We start from the raw sequence: 14,769 nt of genomic DNA, 5'->3' as shown, positions 1-14,769 counted from the left end.
GGGACCCGTCGCGCCGGACGCACCACGAGCCTCCCGGCCGCCTGTGCGTCAGCGCGCCTCGAGCACCTCGCGCAGCGTCATCGGCCGGCGGCCGGTGACCCGCTCGACGTCCCCGGAGACCGGCGCGAGCACACCCTCCGCGATCGCCGTGTACGTGCTCACCCACGCGTCCGCCTGCCACGGCTCCGGCTGCCACTTCGCCCGCGACGCGTACGCCTCGTCCAGGGTCTCCTCGTGGTAGCTGACCGGGCGTCCGCGGACCTCGGAGACGATCGCCGCGGCCTCGGCCAGGGTGATCGCGACCGGCCCGGTCAGGTCGTAGGTGCGGTCGAGGTGCGCCGACGGGTGCAGCAGCACCTCGGTCGCGACTCGGGCGACGTCCGCGCGCGCCACCGCCGCCATCGCACCGTCGCCGGCCGGACCGCGGATCACGCCGTCCTCGCCGACCAGGTCCTCGACGAAGTCCAGGTAGAACGAGTCGCGCAGGAACGTGTGCGCCATCGAGGTCGCGCGGATCGCCTGCTCCGTGGCCCAGTGGTCGCGGCCCAGGGTGAAGGTCGCGTCGGCCGCGGCACCGGCGAACGAGGTGTACACGATGTGCTGCACGCCCGCCGTCGCGGCCGCGCCGACGAAGGCGCGGTGCTGGGCGAGCCGGTCCTCGGCCTCGGCGCCGGACACCATGAGCAGCAGGTCGACGCCCTCGAGGGCCCGGCGCGACGCGTCGACGTCCGCGAAGGATGCGACGGCGACCTCGGCGCCGGGCAGCTCCGGTGCGCGCGACGGGTCGCGGACGAGCATCCGGAACGGCGTGCCCGCCGCGGCGAGCGCGCGGGCGACCGCGCCCCCGATGTTGCCGGTGGCCCCGGTGATGGCGATGGTCATGGTCGCTCCCGTCGTGTCGGTGGTCGTGGGTGCCGGACTCAGGTCCGCACCGTCCTGGAGGCGCGTAGCAGCGTCGCCGCGACCCTCGCGGCGTTCACGCCGTCGACCTCGAGCGCCCAGGCGCGGGCTGCCGCGCGGTCGCGTCCGTGCCGCACGTGTCGTCCGACGAGGCGGTCGACGCGGACGTCGTCGTCGACGACGACCGCCCAGGTCTCGGTGAGCAGGGTCCGCAGCGCGGTCCACGGTGCCTGGTCGTCGAGCAGGTAGTTGCCCTCGGTGACGACGAGCCGGGTGGCGCGCGGGACGGCGATGCTGCCGGCAACGGGCTCGTCGACGCGACGGTCGAAGTCCGGTGCCCAGACGACGTCCTCCTCCGCGGCGACGAGTCGGCGGACCAGGGCGACGTAGCCGTGCGCGTCGAAGGTGTCGATCGCGCCCTTGCGGTCGTGTCGGCCGAGGGCGTCGAGCGCGGCGTTCGCCAGGTGGAAGCCGTCCATCGGCACCTGCACGGCCGTGCCGGGGCCGTGTGCGGCGTCGACGGCCGAGACGACCCGGCGGGCGAGCGTCGACTTGCCGGCTCCGGGGGCGCCGACGATCCCGAGGACGACCCGGCCGGGTGCGGCGGCGAGCGTCACGGCGTGGTCGACGGCGGCGTCGGGGTTCGTCACCTGGTCATCATCGCAGCCGGGCGTCGCCTCGATCCGTGCTCGCGACGCGCGGTCAGTCACGGTCGCCGAACAGGCCCATGCCGTGCTTCGTCAGCACGTCGTAGGCGTCGCCGAAGGTCTCGGGCACGGGCGCGTCCGGCTCGTAGCGGGCGAGGAGCAGTCCGAGCAGCCCCTTCGCCGGCGCCGTGATCGGCCGGTCACGCTCGGCGCCGCGGGGACGACGACGGCGGGCGGCGGCCTCCGGGTTGGTGGGCACGTAGGGCGGGGTGACCTCGGGCCAGAGCTGCGGCTGCCGGGGCACCGTGCGGTTCAGGACGTTGTGGATCCCCTCGGCCTCGGCGTCCCGGTGGGTGAGTGGCTCGAGACCGTGCTGCTGACAAAGGGTGTGCGCGATCGACCCGTGGTGCATCGTGGCGTTCACGATGGTGCCGGGGTCGGTGTACGCCGAGACCACGACGGTCGGGACCCGGCCGCCGAGCCGGTCGAACCCGAAGCCCATCTCCCCCGCCTCGGGATCGCCGGACGGCGGTGTGGCGGTGGGCGGCGGGACGTGGTCGTAGATGCCGCCGTGCTCGTCGAAGGTCACCACGAGCGCCGTGTTCACCGCGTTCGACCCGGTCGTCGAGCGAGCGTCCCGGATCGCGCCGTAGACCTCGGCGAGCAGGGCCTCGGCGGCGCGGACGTCGCTCATCGCACTGTCGAACGTCGCGCCGTCCGGTTCCGCGACGACCTTCGGACGCGAGACCGGCGGGTGCATGTCGTTGTGGTCGAACATCATCCGCGGCTCGACGAAGGCGTAGTCGGGCAGGGTGCCGTTCGCCGCGTCCTCGTGGAACTGCGCCATGCTCCGGAAGTTGGTCTTCCAGTACCGCTCGATCGACGGCGCGTGCAGGAAGCCGGTGAGCGAGACGACCTGGTCGGCGTCGAAGTAGACGCGCCAGCTCTTGCCCGCGTCCTCGAGCCGGGTGAACAGCGTCGGGACGTCCGGGGCGTCGAGCCACTTCGCGGGGCCGTCGGGCTGTCCGTTCGTGACGAACCCGTGCGAGGTGCTCGCGTGGAGGAACGAGCGGTTGCAGAAGGTCTGCGAGGGGACGGCGCAGAACCAGTGGTCGTAGACGGCGAAGGACTTCGCCAGGGTCGAGAACACCGGGAGCATCGCGGGCGAGAAGCCGCCCATCACGCGCTCGTACTCGTCGCGGGTCGGCTCGACACCGCGCTCGAGCCGGTAGTTCACGACGTAGTCGCGGACGAAGCCGGACATGGTCGGGCGGCTCGTGTCCGCCGGGGCGTTGTACGGGGCCGCGTAGCCGTTCCGTCCGGGGTCGGCGTTGCCGGGCGGGTCGACCGTGCCGAACCACTGCGTGTTGACGTGCGGGTAGAACTCCCCTGGATCGGGGTCCGGCTGGCTCATCACGACGTCGGTGCTGCCCTCGTATACGTGCGCGGCGACGACCGTGCCGTCCGGGGCGGTGTTCTCGTGGGTCCCCCGCTGCAGTCCGGCGAACGACTGGCCGGGTCGGAGCTCGGCGTCGGTGTACAGCCGACCGAGCACGTGGTCGAAGCTCCGGTTCTCGAACATGAGCACGACGACGTGGTCGAACCCGGGCTCGGCGCGCTCGGGGAGCGGGGCGAACCCGTAGCGCGCGGCGTCGGTGCCCCGGGCGGCGGCCACGCCGGCGCCGACCGCACCCGCACCGACGGCGGCGCCTGCGGCGCCGATGCCTGCGCGGCGGAGGAACGCCCGTCGGCTCGTACGGGCGTCGTCCGGGTCGTCGCGGTTCCCTGCGGCCATGCGACGTTCCTACCACCGGAGCGTGCGCGTCCGCGATGCGCGGCGGTGGTCGCGGTGGTTGCCTGGGCGCATGGTCGATGCGACGACGGCGTTCAGCGGGTTCTCGGTGCGGGACGTGCCCGAGGCCCGGGCGTTCTACGAGGGCGTGCTCGGCGTCCCGGTCAGCGAGGAGCACGGGATGCTCACGCTCCACCTCGGCGACGGGCACGGCGTGCTCGTCTACCCGAAGGGACCTGCCCACGAACCTGCGTCGTTCACCGTCCTGAACTTCCCGGTGCCCGACGTCGACGCCGCGGTCGACGAGCTCGCGGCGGCCGGGGTCCGGTTCCTGCAGTACGACGGGGTGACGGACGAGCGCGGGGTGAACCGGCAGGGCGGGCCGCTCATCGCGTGGTTCACCGACCCGTCGGGGAACGTGCTGAGCGTCATCGAGCAGTGACGCGGTCCCACCGCTCGCGGACCGGGCCGGGCGGCAGGACGGCATCGACCTCGTCGTGCAGGGTGGTGATCGCGGCGAGGTGGTCGGGCAGCAGCAGGTCCCACGGCACCGGGGCGACGTCGAGCAGCGCCGGCAGCGTGTGGTCGTGTCCCGGCGCTCCCCACTGCTCGGCGAGTGCGTGCACGAGGACGTCCCGCTCAAGCCGGACCGCGCCGAGCCGATCGAGCAGCACGGATCGGGCGGAGTCGTCGGTGGCGTCCCGGAGCTGCCCGAGGATCGCCCGCTCGTCCCAGAGCCGGGCGGACAGGTCGGTGGCTGCGCCGCTCACGTCCGCTCCCCTCGTCGCCGTGCCCGAACGCTACCGGAGCAGTGCTCCGGCCCACCCCAGTGCGATCGGGACGACCAGGCCGTGCCGCCGGTGCGGGAGGTCGGCGATCGGGACCCATGCGGCCTCGTCCGTCGTGCCGTCGGTCTCGTTGCGGAGCTCCCCACCCGTGATCGTCGCCCGGAAGACGACCTGCACGGCCTTCATCGGACGCCCGGTGTCGTGGAGCCGACGCTCCTTCGGCACGATGTGGTGCCGGATCCCGAGCAGGGCGCCGCACTCGGCGTGGTAACCGGTCTCCTCGTGGATCTCGCGGACGACGGCCTGCTCGACGGTCTCGTCGAACTCGACACCGCCGCCGGGGAGCGTCCACGTCCCGGCCTCGGGCACCCGGAGCCGGGCGAGGAGCACGCGGTCGCCGTCGGTGACCACGCCGTAGGCGGCGAGCCGGGTGTCGTAGTCGGTGTACTCCATCTGCCGACTGTGCCACCGACCCCGGACAGCCGGAGCGGGACGCGCCGCCGCATCGCCCGCGGGGACGGTCCGTCGTGGCCGCCCGGCCAGCGCACCACCGTCGGCCGACCACGCAGGGTGCGGGATGACTCAGGATCAGCCGCGAAGCCGCCGCAGACCGGGCGTCCAGTGCTCTCGTGGACACCTCGGGTCGCTACGGTGCCGGAGACCCCGCCGATCCCGCGGTCCGCCGTGTCGGCGCCGCGTGGAGCCTCCCGACCCACCGGACGACCCGATGACGACCCTCCCGCTGCTCTCCGCGCACCTGCTGCTGCCCCTGTACGCCGTCACGGTGCTCGTCGCCCTCGGGGTGGTCTTCCTGCTGCGGCGGTCCTGGCGGCCGTTCGCGATCGCCCTCGTCGCCGGGGCACTGGCCGGGGCGCTGCTGTCGTGGTTGTTCGGCGACGTCCTCGACGTGCTCGGGATCGCGCCGACGTGGGTCGACCGGATCTGGACCGGGGTGGTCTGCGCGCTCGTCGGGGTCGCGGTCGTCGGGCTCGTCCGCGCCGGGACCCGGGCGCGCGGTCGGCTCGTCGTCCGGGTGCTCGCCGTGGTGCTCGTGCCGCTCGCGGTCCTGTCCGGCGCGCTCGCGATCAACCGCGACGCCGGACTGTTCCCGACGGTCGCGGACGCCCTGGGCGAGTCGCACGTGCCGCCGCTCCGACTGCCCGACGACCCCGCGCCGCGGTCGGGGACGATCGACGCCACCGACTGGCACGCCCCGGCCGACCTGCCGGAGCACGGCCGCTACGGATCGGTCCGCATCCCCGGGGACGTCTCGCACTTCCGGGCACGCCCCGCGATCGTGTACCTGCCGCCCGCCGCACTCGTCGAGCACGCCCCGGAGCTCCCGGTCGTCGTGATGCTCTCCGGGCAGGGCCCCGGCGCCGCCCCCGCGAACATCATCGAGGCCGGCCGGATGGTCGATCGGCTCGACCGAATCGCGGCGCGGCACCACGGGCTCGCCCCGATCGTCGTCATGCCCGACCAGCTCGAGGCGGCGTCGAACAACCCGATGTGCCTGGACGGCCCGCTCGGCAACAGCGCGACCTACCTGACCCAGGACGTGCCGGCGTGGGTCAGAGCGAACCTGCACGCGTCGACCCGCGCGTCGGACTGGGCGATCGCGGGCTTCTCGCAGGGCGGCACCTGCGCGCTCCAGCTCGGGGCGACCTTCCCCGACCGGTTCGGTTCGTGGATCGACGTCTCCGGGCAGCGCGGGCCGACGCTCGGCGACGAAGGTGACACCATCAAGCGGGGTTTCAAGGGTGACCGAGCGGCGTACGAGGCCGCGCAGCCGCTCCGGATCCTGGCCGACCGGGCGCCCTACACCGCGTCCGCCGCCTTCATCGCGGCGGGGGCGGACGACAGCCGGTACGGGCCGATCGTGCCGGTCGTCGCGCAGGCCGCACGGGCCGCCGGGGTCGCCGTGACCCAGCGCTTGGTCGAGGACGGCGGGCACGACTGGCACACCGCGGGGACCGCCCTGGCCGAGGGCGTCGAGTGGTTCATGCGGCGGACCCACCTGGCCCGCTGATGCCGTTCACCGTCAGCCACGCGGTCGTCGCCCTGGCCGCCCGGCGCCTGCCGGTCCCGGTCGCCGCGGTCGCCGTCGGGTCGATGGCACCCGACGCCGTGCTCTTCGCGCCGGTCCTCCCGCCGTACGAGGCGGCGCACTCCTGGTGGGGCATCCCGACGATCGACCTCGCGGTGTCCCTCGTGGTGCTCGCCACGTGGTGGTTCCTGGTCCGTCCGGCCTGGGCGCCGGTCGTGCCGGGCGTGCGCGACCGCGTGCCCCGCGCCTGGTGGTCGCGCCCGACGCTCGACGTCCGCACGGTGCTGGTCGTCGTGCTCGCGTGCGTCGCCGGCAGCGTGACCCACGTGGTGTGGGACGGCTTCACGCACGGACACGGCTTCGTCGTCCAGGCGTGGCCGGCGCTCCGCGAGACGTCGATCGGCGGGTACTGGCTGCCGTTCTTCCTGCAGGACGCGTCGAGCGTGCTCGGACTCGCCGCCCTGCTCGTGGCCGCGGCGGTCTGGTGGCGGCGGACCGCTGCGGTGCCGACGGCCGTGCCCAGCCGGGCGGAACGGGTGGTGGTCGTCGTGGTCGCGGCGGCCGTGCTCCTGGCGACGGCGACCCAGGCGGGGAAGGTCCTGCTGCACGGCGGCGGTGTCGGGGACGTCGTCGTCGCACTGTCGTTCCGCGTGCCCGTCTTCGTCGCGGTCGGACTCGTGTTCGGCGCCGTCGTCCTGCTCGTGGTCCGTCACCGCGTCGGGCCGCACACCGGACGCGGTGCCCTTGGCGACCGGACGGCACCCTGACCGCTCCCCGATCGCTCCCCCGGACTGGGGAGCGGGCGAGCCGTCGGGTGCGTGCCAGCATGGCGTGTGCCCGAGCAGACCCACCCCGTCCCGATCATCCACGCACCGACCGTCGGACCCGTCACGGCGCGGCTCGTGTTCGGGGCCGGGACGTGTGACGAACCCGTGTTGCTCGCCGGAGTCGCACACCTCGTCGAGCACCTGGTCGTCCGTGCCGCGCTCCCGATCGCCGCGCCGCACAACGCCGTCACCCAGGACCGGATCACCGTGTTCGAGGTCGTGACGACCACCACGGAGGAGGCCCTGGACCTGGTGCGTGGTCTCGCCGCTGCCGTCCGGGCCGTGCTCGACGTGTCGGAGGAGACCGTCGAGCGCGAGCGCCGGATCGTCGCGCGCGAGGACCCCCTCCGCGCCGACGAGATGGTCCCGTCCGTGCACACCGCGCGTTTCGGTCCCGCCGGACCCGGGCGATCAGGTGCCGGTGCCGCTCCTGTCGCGGGGATCACGTCCGCCGAGGTCCGGCACTGGGTGGAGCATCACCTCGTCGCCGGGAACGCCATCGTGTCGGTCGCCGGCGGAGCCGTGCCGCCCGCCACCGTCGACCTCGCGCTGCCGCCCGGGCCGCCCACCGCACCCCTGCCGTCGTGGGCGGGACCGATGCGGACGGGTGCCCTCGTGGAGTCGCCGCTCGGTGGCATCGCGGCGTCGATCGTCGTCCCGGCCCGCGTCGCGCCGCTGCTCGAGGCCGTCCTCGAGCACGAGGTGTTCGACGCGCTCCGGATGGGGGCCGGCTTCGCGTACGCGATCGACTCCCACTCGGTCGCGCTCGACGGCGAGCGCTCCGTGGTCGTCGTCACCGCGGACCCGGGCGAGGCGGACACCGAGGCGGCGGCGACGGTCGTCGTCGAGACCCTCCGACGCCTGGCGGCGAGCGGGCCGAGCACGTCGACGACCGCGCGCATCGACGCGGCCCGCGCGGTCAACGCGACCGATGCGGCGTTCCGCGCGGACCTCCGGGTCTCGGCCGAGGTGCTCATGCGGCTCCGCGGCCTGCCGACTCCTCAGCCGGTGGACGGTCCGGTCGCCCCGACCGAGCTCAGCGACCTCCGGAGCACCCTCGCGGACGCCCTCGGGACCCTCGTCGTGTGCGTCGACCAGGACGCCGACACGGACTTCGCGGCTCTGGCGGAGCGACACGGCCTGGAGCACGTCGACGCTTCGCCGGGTGTGCCGGTGCCCGAGCGGGTGTTGTTCCTCCCGCGTCCGGGTGCTGGTCGGAGCGTCCACCGCACCGCGCTCCTGCCCGCGTTCGCCGACGCGCACCTCGAGGTCGACGGCACCCGGGTCACGCTGCGACCACGGGGACTGCCCGCGCGGATGGTCGACCTCGCCGAGGCCGCGGTCGTGGGCCGACGCGGTGACCTCGGCGTGACGGTGGTCGACGGCGCGGGCAACACCCTGCACCTCCGTGCGGACGAGTGGTGGCGCGGTCGTCGCATGGTCGACGCCGTCGTGCGGGCGACACCACCGCACCTGCTCCGGGCCTTCTCGGCCTGACGCCAGCAGGACTGACACCCGCAGGACTGACACCCGCAGGCCCGACACCAGCAGGCCCGACGCCCGCACCGACGCCGCGACCGCGCTCACGCCGCGACGTCGACCGCCCACCCCGCCCGCATCCGCGCGACCGCCCGGTCCCACCCGCCGAGCAGGTCGGCGTCCTCGCGCAGCATCGCCTGCAGCTGCAGCCCCTCGTAGAGCGCCACGAGCTGTTCCGCAGCGTGTCTCGGGGACGCACCACGAGCCTCCCGGCCGGCGACCACGTCGCGCACCAGCGCGAGCGTGACGTCCTCGAACGACCGCGTGTACTGCGTCCGGAACCACCCCGACGCCGGATGGCGGGGCCCGGAGGCGGCGCTCAGCAGCGCGATCCGGAGTCGCACGAGTCCTGGCTCGCGCTGCCCGGCCTCGAGCCGGGCGCGCAGGTAGGCGACGGCGCCCTCCTGCTCGGCGACGGGCCAGAGCGCCCGTTCGGTGGCCGCGGCCCAGCGGTCCACGACCGCGACGACGAGCAGGTCCCACGTGGGGAAGGCCCGGTGCACCTCGGCGACGTCGACGCCGGCGTGGCGGGCGACCTCGTCAGGGCCGACGGCGTGGAAGTCGTTCGTGCGGAAGGCCTCGACCGCGGCCGTGACGATGCGGGCGCGGAGGTCAGCGGACATGCGTCGATCCTGCCCACGGTCGGCCCGGGACGCGACCGCCCGTTCGGGGGCGGACCGAGCGGGCAGCACCGAGCGGCTCCGCCTACCCCCGGTCGAACGCGATCGTCACGTCGTCGGCCGCCGTCACCCGCCCGGTCCGCGCGAACTCCGCCCACACCGCACGGAGCGCCCGCCCGCGACGGTCGACCTCCGGCCAGTCCCGCTCCGGCACGAACCGGCTCCCGACCCAGGCCTCGCGCCCGCCGAGCAGCATCGGCACGTCGCTCATGTGCACCGCTCCCGTCGGCGCCGCCGTGGCCCCGCGGAGCAGTCGGTACGCGACGGCGTTCCCACCGGCGGCCCGGTGTCGCGCCGCGAACCGGCGGACGTCCCGGCCGTAGACGACCTCGGACACCGGTCGGACGACGAGCCACCGCAGCAGCGATCGCGCGGGCCGCCACCGTGCGAGCGTCCGGACGCCGGGGATCATCGGCACGTACATGCCGGTCTCGTCGGACCCGGAGCCGATGAGGACGTCGACCTCCGGGGCGACCGCCCGCCACGCCCGGTCCGTGTCGCGCTCGGCGGGCAGCGGCGCGTGGCCGTACTGCGTCCCGAACGGCATCGCTCCGGCCAGGCCGAAGACCCCGCCGGCCCGTTCGCCGCGGACCTGCCGGTCGAGCACCTCGTCGAGGGGCGTGTCCGGCCCGACGGTCCCGACGGCCCGGAGCACCGCCCGGGTCATGCGCGCGCGACCCCGGGACAGCCCGAGCGGGGCGCTCTGCACGATCGCCCGGCGGAACAGCCCGCGTGCGCCCTCGCTGATCATCAGGTGCGCGGTCGCGTCGCCACCGGCGGACTGCCCGAACACCGTCACGGTGTCCGGGTCGCCGCCGAACGCCGCGATGTTCTCGTGCACCCACCGCAGGGCGGCGACCAGGTCGAGCAGCCCGAGGTTCGCGGGGACGGTCTCGCCGTCGCCGAGGAACCCGAGGACGCCGAGCCGGTAGGTCACCGTCACCACGACGACGCGCTGTTCGGTCACCAGGTCCCGGGGGTCGTGGATGGGCAGGTCGCCGCCGCCGATCACGTAGGACCCGCCGTGGATCCACACCATCACGGGGAGTCGCTCGTCGGGTCGGACGTCGCTCGGCACCGTGACGCTCAGCCGCTGGCAGTGCTCGTCCACCTGCAGGTCCATCGGCGGCAGCAGCTGGTCGACGGCCGGCGAGCTCCGCTGCGGCGCGACGGGCGCGGGCGTGGTCGCCGGGTACGGCTCGGTGGTCGCCGGGACCGGCTCCGGCGGCGCGAAGCGCTCGGCCCGCGCGTAGGGGATCCCGAGCGCACGGGTCACGTCGCCGTCGACGACGGCGGTGAGCGGTCCGGCAGGGGGGTCGAAGGAGCGTGTTGCGGGAGACGGCACCGGCTCACGCTACCGACGTGACCGGGGGACGCAACGGGAGGCACGGTGCCGGCTGGCACCGTGCCTCCCGTCCGCGGAGTGGTCGCGTGTCGCGTGTCGCGTGTCGCGACGGGCGCTACCGGACCCGCTTGATCGGGATGACGACCAGCGCGCCCAGCAGGGCGACCGCTCCGGCGGCCCAGCACATGAGCGTGTAGTTGTCGGCGTGCGTGCTGCCGATGGACAGGAAGAACAGCGAGATCGCGGGGGCGAGCGACTGCGGCAGCGCGTTCGCGATGTTGATCACGCCGAGGTCCTTGCCGGGGCGGTCCGCGTTCGGCAGGACGTCCACGACCAGGGCCGTGTCGATGGCCGAGTAGATGCCGTACGCGAAGCCCATGACGACCTCGGCGACGTAGAAGCCGGTGACGGTCTCGGCGTGCGCGAGCACGACCAGGCCGACCGCGAACAGCGCCGTCGACCCGCCGACGAACACCTTGCGGCGACCGAGCCGGTCCGAGGCCCAGCCGGAGAGCGCCGCGCTGACGAGCAGGGCGACCGTGTAGAGCAGCACGCCGAAGGCGACGGCCTCCGTCGCGGCCTTCGCGTCCGCGATGCCCAGGTGCTCCTGCATGTAGAGCAGCCGGTAGGTCGTGAACATGAACGTCGCGAGGATGATGAGGAACCGCGACCACCACGCGAACGCGAAGTCCGGGTTCTTGATCGGGTTCGTCCAGAACGACGACACCAGGTTGAGCCAGGTGAACTTCTTGAGCGGGTACGTCGGCAGGTCGTCCCGTGCGACGAACGCGTAGACGAGGACGAGGAAGATCGCCAGGATGCCGGGCGCGATGAACAGCACCGGCAGGTTCGCGACGAAGAACACCGAGAGGTAGGTGCCGGCGAGCACGGCGGTGTTCTGGGCGAGCGCGATGATGCTCGACGACCGGCCGCGCTGCACCTGCGGGACGTTGTCCGCGAAGCTCGCGAGGAGCGTGGCGAGCGTCGCGTTCGCGGCGATCTGCGCGAGCAGCCAGCCGAGCGTCAGGTTGAGGACGTCGGGCGCGTAGGCGATCCAGACGAGGGCGACCGCGAAGAGGACCACACCACCGACGAGCCACGGCCGACGGCGGCCCCAGCGCGTGCGGGTGCGGTCGGACAGGGCACCGGCGAGCGGGTTCATGAGGAGCGCGCCGAACGCACCGATCGGCAGGACGGAACCGATCACGGTGGCGGCGTCCTCGCCCACCAGGGCCTGCGCCTTGAGCTGCATGCTGACGTAGACCGGGGCCATGAGCGCCACGAAGAGGCCGAACTGCCCGAGGAACAGGGCGATCTGGTAGCCGATCCCCACCCGCACGGTGCTGACCGGTTGGGTGATGCCCTCGTCCAGGTCCAACAGGGCCGGACCGCCGGGTTCGGGTGTGCTCATGACGCCTCCTTGAGTCGATGCAAAAACCTTGTCGTGCAAGGTTTTACCTCGACGAGCATACAACGACACGTGTCGGCTTGTTGCCCCGTGCCGAGGAAAACTACACAGCGGGTGGTTTTTGGGGTAGCGTCGAGATCGGTCTCGCCGGGGAGCATCGCTCCTCGACGGGCTGCGACACCCGATGCCGCGACACCCAGACAGGATCGAAGGAGCCCTCTGCCATGCCCACCACCTCTGTGCAGCTCTACTCGCTGCGCGACGCCATCGCCGAAGACCTCGACAAGGCCATCGCCCGGGTGCGCGAGATCGGTTACGAGAACGTCGAGCCGTACGCGTTCGTCGAGCGTGCCGCGGACCTCGAGAAGGCCTTCGCCGCCACGGGCCTCAAGGCCCCGTCCGGTCACGTCGCCGTGATCGACGCCGAGGACACCGCCCCGATCTGGGACGCCGCCGAGCGCCTCGGCATCCAGACCGTCATCGACCCGTTCATCCCGACCGACCGCTGGCAGACCGCCGACGACGTCGCGAAGATCGCCGAGCGCGTCAACGTCCTGACCGCCGAGGCCGCGTCGCGTGGCCTGCGGTTCGGCTACCACAACCACCAGTGGGAGTTCACGAACAAGGTCGACGGCACGACCGTCTACGAGCACTTCGTGTCGCAGCTCGCGCCGGAGACCGTGCTCGAGGTCGACACCTTCTGGGCGACCGTCGGCGGCGCAGACGCCCCGGCCGTGCTCCGCTCGCTCGGGGACCGCGTCGTCGCGATCCACGTCAAGGACGGCAAGGTCGACGGTGACATCCTCACCGCGCTGCCGTCGTCGGAGAGCGCCCTCGTCGTGCCCGAGGCCCTGCAGCGCGCCTTCGAGAACCAGACCCCCGCCGGCCAGGGTGACGTCGACGTCGTGGGCATCCTCGCCGCCGCGCCGCAGGCGATCCGCGTCGTCGAGTTCGACGCCTACTCCGGCGACGTCTTCCAGGGCATCACCGAGTCGCTCGAGTGGCTGAAGGCGAACGACACCGCCGGGAGCGCCGCGTGAGCCGCGTCGGGATCGGCATCATCGGTGCCGGCAACATCTCGACCCAGTACCTCGAGAACCTGACGCAGTTCGCCGACGTCGAGGTCCGCTTCGTCGCCGACGTGCTGCTCGACCGCGCCGCCGCCCAGGCGGAGGCCTACGGCGTCGCCGCGTCGGGCACCGTCGAGGAGCTCCTGGCACGCGACGACGTCTCGATCGTGATCAACCTGACGATCCCGGCGGCGCACGCCGAGGTCGACCAGCAGATCATCGACGCCGGCAAGCACGTCTGGAGCGAGAAGCCGATCGCGACCGACCACGACTCGGCCGCCGCGGTCCTGGCATCGGCGAAGGCGAAGGGGCTGCGCGTCGCGACGGCGCCGGACACCGTGCTCGGCGCCGGCATCCAGACGGCGCTCCGGGCCATCGCCCGCGGCGACATCGGCGAGCCGCTCACCGCGACGACGCTGTTCCACGTGCCGGGACCCGAGGCGTGGCACCCGAACCCGGACTTCCTGTTCGCGAAGGGCGCCGGCCCGCTGTTCGACATGGGCCCGTACTACGTCACCACGCTCGTGCACGCCTTCGGCGCCGCGTCGCGCGTGCAGGCCGTCTCGTCGAAGTCGCTCGACCGCCGCACCATCGCGTCCGGTGACCGTGCCGGCGAGACGTTCCCGGTCGAGGTCCCCACGCACCACGCCGCCCTCATCGAGTTCGCCGGCGGGCAGTCCGCCCAGTCGACGTTCTCGTTCCAGCACGCGCTCCCCCGCATGGGCTTCGTCGAGATCAACGGCACGCTCGGCACCATCTCGCTCCCCGACCCGAACACGTTCGAGGGCTCGTCGCAGCTCTGGCGCTACGGGCAGGAGGAGCCGGAGACGCTCGAGGCCGTCGGCTCGACCTGGGGCCGGGGCACCGGCGTCGTCGAGCTCGCCCGCGCGATCGCCGAGGACCGCCCCGAGCGTGCCTCGGGCGAGGTCGCGCTGCACGTGCTCGACGTGCTGCTCGGCATCCGCGACGCCGCCGAGTCCGGGTCCGCCGTCACGATCGAGTCGTCCGTCGAGCGGGTCGCTCCGCTGCCCGAGGACTTCGACCCCGCCGCCGCGGTCCTCACCGCCTCGGTGGACGCCTAGGCACCACCCGCACCACCTCGACGGCCGGTCCCCTGTCGGGACCGGCCGTCCGTGCGCCAGGATGGGACCGTGACCGGGGAACAGCACGAGGGACCACACGTCGTCGCGGTGAGCAGGGACGACGAGCACCGCTTCAGCAAGCCCGTCGTCGACGAGGTCGTCCTCGTCGCCGGCTGGGGCATCGAGGGGGACGCGCACGCCGGCACCACCGTGCAGCACCGCTCCCGGGTGGCGCGGGACCCCTCGCAGCCGAACCTCCGTCAGGTGCACCTCGTGCACGCCGAGCTGTTCGACGAGCTCGAGCCGACCGGGCACCACGTGGCACCCGGGGAGCTCGGCGAGAACGTGACCACCCGCGGCGTCGACCTGCTCGGGCTGCCGACCGGCACGGTCCTGCACCTCGGCGCGGACGCCCGGGTGCGGGTGACCGGACTGCGCAACCCCTGCCAGCAGATCAACGACCACGACCCGGGACTGCTCCGCCGGGTGCTCGGACGGGCCGAGGACGGCACGGTCGAGCGGAAGGGCGGCGTGATGGGCGTCGTGCTCGCGGGCGGCGTCGTGCGTGCCGGTGACCCCGTCGTCGTCGAGCTGCCCGAGGGCGACCAGGAGCCGCTGCAGCCGGTCTGATCCCGCCGTCGACG

At 73.6% G+C, this 14,769-nt stretch carries 15 protein-coding genes; 7 read left to right on the top strand and 8 right to left on the bottom strand.

The window, feature by feature from the left end; all coding sequences use genetic code 11:
• Nucleotides 1–48: 48 nt before the first annotated feature.
• From LQK89_RS00305 to LQK89_RS00295, 3 genes are read right to left on the bottom strand one after another with little or no spacing between them, the layout of a single operon-like run.
• A complete protein-coding gene (locus LQK89_RS00305; RefSeq protein WP_174779243.1) occupies nt 49–882 on the bottom strand; it encodes an SDR family oxidoreductase in 834 nt (277 codons plus the stop codon).
• A 38-nt stretch (nt 883–920) separates the two neighbouring features.
• Nucleotides 921–1,550 (bottom strand): nucleoside/nucleotide kinase family protein, encoded by a 630-nt coding sequence (locus tag LQK89_RS00300; RefSeq protein ID WP_231049786.1) that lies wholly within the window; start codon nt 1,548–1,550, stop codon nt 921–923.
• 52 nt (nt 1,551–1,602) lie between these two features.
• The gene (locus tag LQK89_RS00295; protein WP_231049785.1) at nt 1,603–3,342 is read right to left on the bottom strand and encodes an alkaline phosphatase family protein; all 1,740 of its coding nucleotides are present in this window, start codon (nt 3,340–3,342) and stop codon (nt 1,603–1,605) included.
• 70 nt (nt 3,343–3,412) lie between these two features.
• Here LQK89_RS00295 and LQK89_RS00290 point away from each other — a divergent pair, with 70 nt between their 5' ends.
• The gene (locus LQK89_RS00290) at nt 3,413–3,781 is read left to right on the top strand and encodes a VOC family protein (RefSeq protein WP_058741566.1); all 369 of its coding nucleotides are present in this window, start codon (nt 3,413–3,415) and stop codon (nt 3,779–3,781) included.
• On the opposite strand, the gene LQK89_RS00285 is transcribed toward LQK89_RS00290, so the two are convergent.
• Nucleotides 3,768–4,109, bottom strand: a complete 342-nt coding sequence (locus tag LQK89_RS00285) for a hypothetical protein (protein WP_058741565.1) — start codon at nt 4,107–4,109, stop codon at nt 3,768–3,770. The two genes, LQK89_RS00290 and LQK89_RS00285, sit on opposite strands and share 14 nt — an antisense overlap.
• A 30-nt stretch (nt 4,110–4,139) precedes the next feature.
• On the bottom strand, nt 4,140–4,580 hold the full coding sequence (locus tag LQK89_RS00280) for an NUDIX hydrolase (protein ID WP_231049784.1): 441 nt from the start codon (nt 4,578–4,580) through the stop codon (nt 4,140–4,142).
• A 274-nt stretch (nt 4,581–4,854) separates the two neighbouring features.
• Between LQK89_RS00280 and LQK89_RS00275 the strand changes: the two genes are divergently transcribed.
• From LQK89_RS00275 to LQK89_RS00265, 3 genes are all read left to right on the top strand, one after another.
• Complete coding sequence (locus tag LQK89_RS00275; RefSeq protein WP_231049783.1) at nt 4,855–6,156, top strand: alpha/beta hydrolase; 1,302 nt, start codon at nt 4,855–4,857, stop codon at nt 6,154–6,156.
• Nucleotides 6,156–6,941 carry a DUF4184 family protein gene (locus LQK89_RS00270; RefSeq protein WP_231049782.1) on the top strand — a complete coding sequence of 262 codons (786 nt, stop codon included), beginning with the start codon at nt 6,156–6,158 and terminating at the stop codon, nt 6,939–6,941. Before LQK89_RS00275 ends, LQK89_RS00270 begins: the two co-directional genes overlap by 1 nt.
• Before the next feature lie 66 nt (nt 6,942–7,007).
• The gene (locus LQK89_RS00265; protein ID WP_231049781.1) at nt 7,008–8,498 is read left to right on the top strand and encodes a hypothetical protein; all 1,491 of its coding nucleotides are present in this window, start codon (nt 7,008–7,010) and stop codon (nt 8,496–8,498) included.
• Nucleotides 8,499–8,584: 86 nt separating this feature from the next.
• On the opposite strand, the gene LQK89_RS00260 is transcribed toward LQK89_RS00265, so the two are convergent.
• The 3 genes from LQK89_RS00260 to LQK89_RS00250 form a co-directional block, all read right to left on the bottom strand.
• Nucleotides 8,585–9,163: a TetR/AcrR family transcriptional regulator gene (locus tag LQK89_RS00260; protein WP_231049780.1), complete on the bottom strand. Its 579-nt coding sequence runs from the start codon at nt 9,161–9,163 to the stop codon at nt 8,585–8,587.
• Nucleotides 9,164–9,245: 82 nt separating this feature from the next.
• Entirely contained in the window at nt 9,246–10,565 is a 1,320-nt protein-coding gene (locus LQK89_RS00255) for a carboxylesterase family protein (RefSeq protein WP_231049779.1), read from the bottom strand.
• A gap of 115 nt (nt 10,566–10,680) precedes the next feature.
• Nucleotides 10,681–11,976, bottom strand: a complete 1,296-nt coding sequence (locus tag LQK89_RS00250) for an MFS transporter (RefSeq protein ID WP_175325542.1) — start codon at nt 11,974–11,976, stop codon at nt 10,681–10,683.
• A 221-nt stretch (nt 11,977–12,197) separates the two neighbouring features.
• Here LQK89_RS00250 and LQK89_RS00245 point away from each other — a divergent pair, with 221 nt between their 5' ends.
• The 3 genes from LQK89_RS00245 to LQK89_RS00235 all read left to right on the top strand — a co-directional run bounded on the left by LQK89_RS00245 (nt 12,198) and on the right by LQK89_RS00235 (nt 14,755).
• Nucleotides 12,198–13,013, top strand: coding sequence for a sugar phosphate isomerase/epimerase family protein (locus LQK89_RS00245; RefSeq protein ID WP_231049778.1), 816 nt, complete (start codon nt 12,198–12,200; stop codon nt 13,011–13,013).
• Entirely contained in the window at nt 13,010–14,125 is a 1,116-nt protein-coding gene (locus LQK89_RS00240; protein ID WP_058741071.1) for a Gfo/Idh/MocA family protein, read from the top strand. Before LQK89_RS00245 ends, LQK89_RS00240 begins: the two co-directional genes overlap by 4 nt.
• A 69-nt stretch (nt 14,126–14,194) precedes the next feature.
• Nucleotides 14,195–14,755 (top strand): MOSC domain-containing protein, encoded by a 561-nt coding sequence (locus LQK89_RS00235; protein WP_231049777.1) that lies wholly within the window; start codon nt 14,195–14,197, stop codon nt 14,753–14,755.
• The last annotated feature ends 14 nt before the right edge of the window (nt 14,756–14,769 follow it).

This window comes from Curtobacterium sp. C1 (genome assembly GCF_021049325.1).
Lineage (GTDB): Bacteria > Actinomycetota > Actinomycetes > Actinomycetales > Microbacteriaceae > Curtobacterium > Curtobacterium citreum.
This window is presented reverse-complemented; position numbering and strand designations above follow the sequence as displayed.